An 857-nucleotide genomic window follows, 5' to 3' on the forward strand; every position below is an offset into this window, starting at 1 on the left:
CTAGGGCCAATCGACATTCAGGATTCCCAAGAGGGAGGATGCGTGATTCATAGGGTTCCGCTGGTTGAGGCGGAGGACTGTGATGAGAGCGAAGCGATACGAACTGAGCGATGTGCAGTGGGATCGGATAGCGTCGTTGCTGCCGGGCAAGGCGAGCGATCCGGGCCGGACGGGATCGGACAATCGGTTGTTCGTGAATGGGTGTTTGTGGGTGCTGCGCTCAGGGGCGCACTGGCACGACCTGCCGGAGCGCTATGGCAAGTGGAAGACGGCGCACAAGCGCTTCACCCGCTGGGCAAAGGCAGGCGTGTGGGAGCGGGTGTTCGAGGACCTGACGCGCGACCGCGACAACCAGTATCTGATGCTCGACAGCACCCTGGTTCGGGCACACCAGCAGGCGGCCAACGGAAAAGGGGGGCCTGCGACCAGGCTCTGGGGCGTTCCCGAGGAGGACTGACCACCAAGATCCACATGGCCACCGACACTTTCGGCAGGCCGATCCGCTTCCTCGTCGCTGCAGGCCAGAGCCACGACGTCCTTGCAGCGCCTGCCCTCATCGATGGCTTCTCGCCACAAGCCGTTCTCGCGGACCGCGCCTATGACTCCAGCAGCTTGCGCCAGATCATTGCCGGTCTCGGCGCCACCGCCGTCATCCCTTCCACCCGCTCACGCAAGACCCCGATCCCGCACAACGCCACCATCTATCGCTGCCGCAACCGCATCGAGCGATGCTTCAACAAACTCAAACACTTCCGGCGCTTCGCCACTCGCTTCGACCGGCGCGCCGCATACTTCCTCGCCTTCATCCACCTCGCCGCAGCCATGATCTGGATGCGTTGAATGTCGATTCGTCCTAG

The 857-nt window shown here is 63.1% G+C and carries 1 protein-coding gene; it reads left to right on the forward strand.

From position 1 onward, the window contains the following. The first annotated feature begins 82 nt into the window (after positions 1–82). A protein-coding gene (locus OF829_RS20555) for an IS5 family transposase (protein ID WP_406701456.1) occupies positions 83–840 on the forward strand; the annotation gives its coding sequence in 2 pieces (ribosomal slippage) (positions 83–425 and positions 425–840; 759 coding nt in all). The last annotated feature ends 17 nt before the right edge of the window (positions 841–857 follow it).

It is taken from the genome of Sphingomonas caeni (genome assembly GCF_026013415.1).
Taxonomy (GTDB): Bacteria; Pseudomonadota; Alphaproteobacteria; order Sphingomonadales; family Sphingomonadaceae; genus Sphingomonas; species Sphingomonas caeni.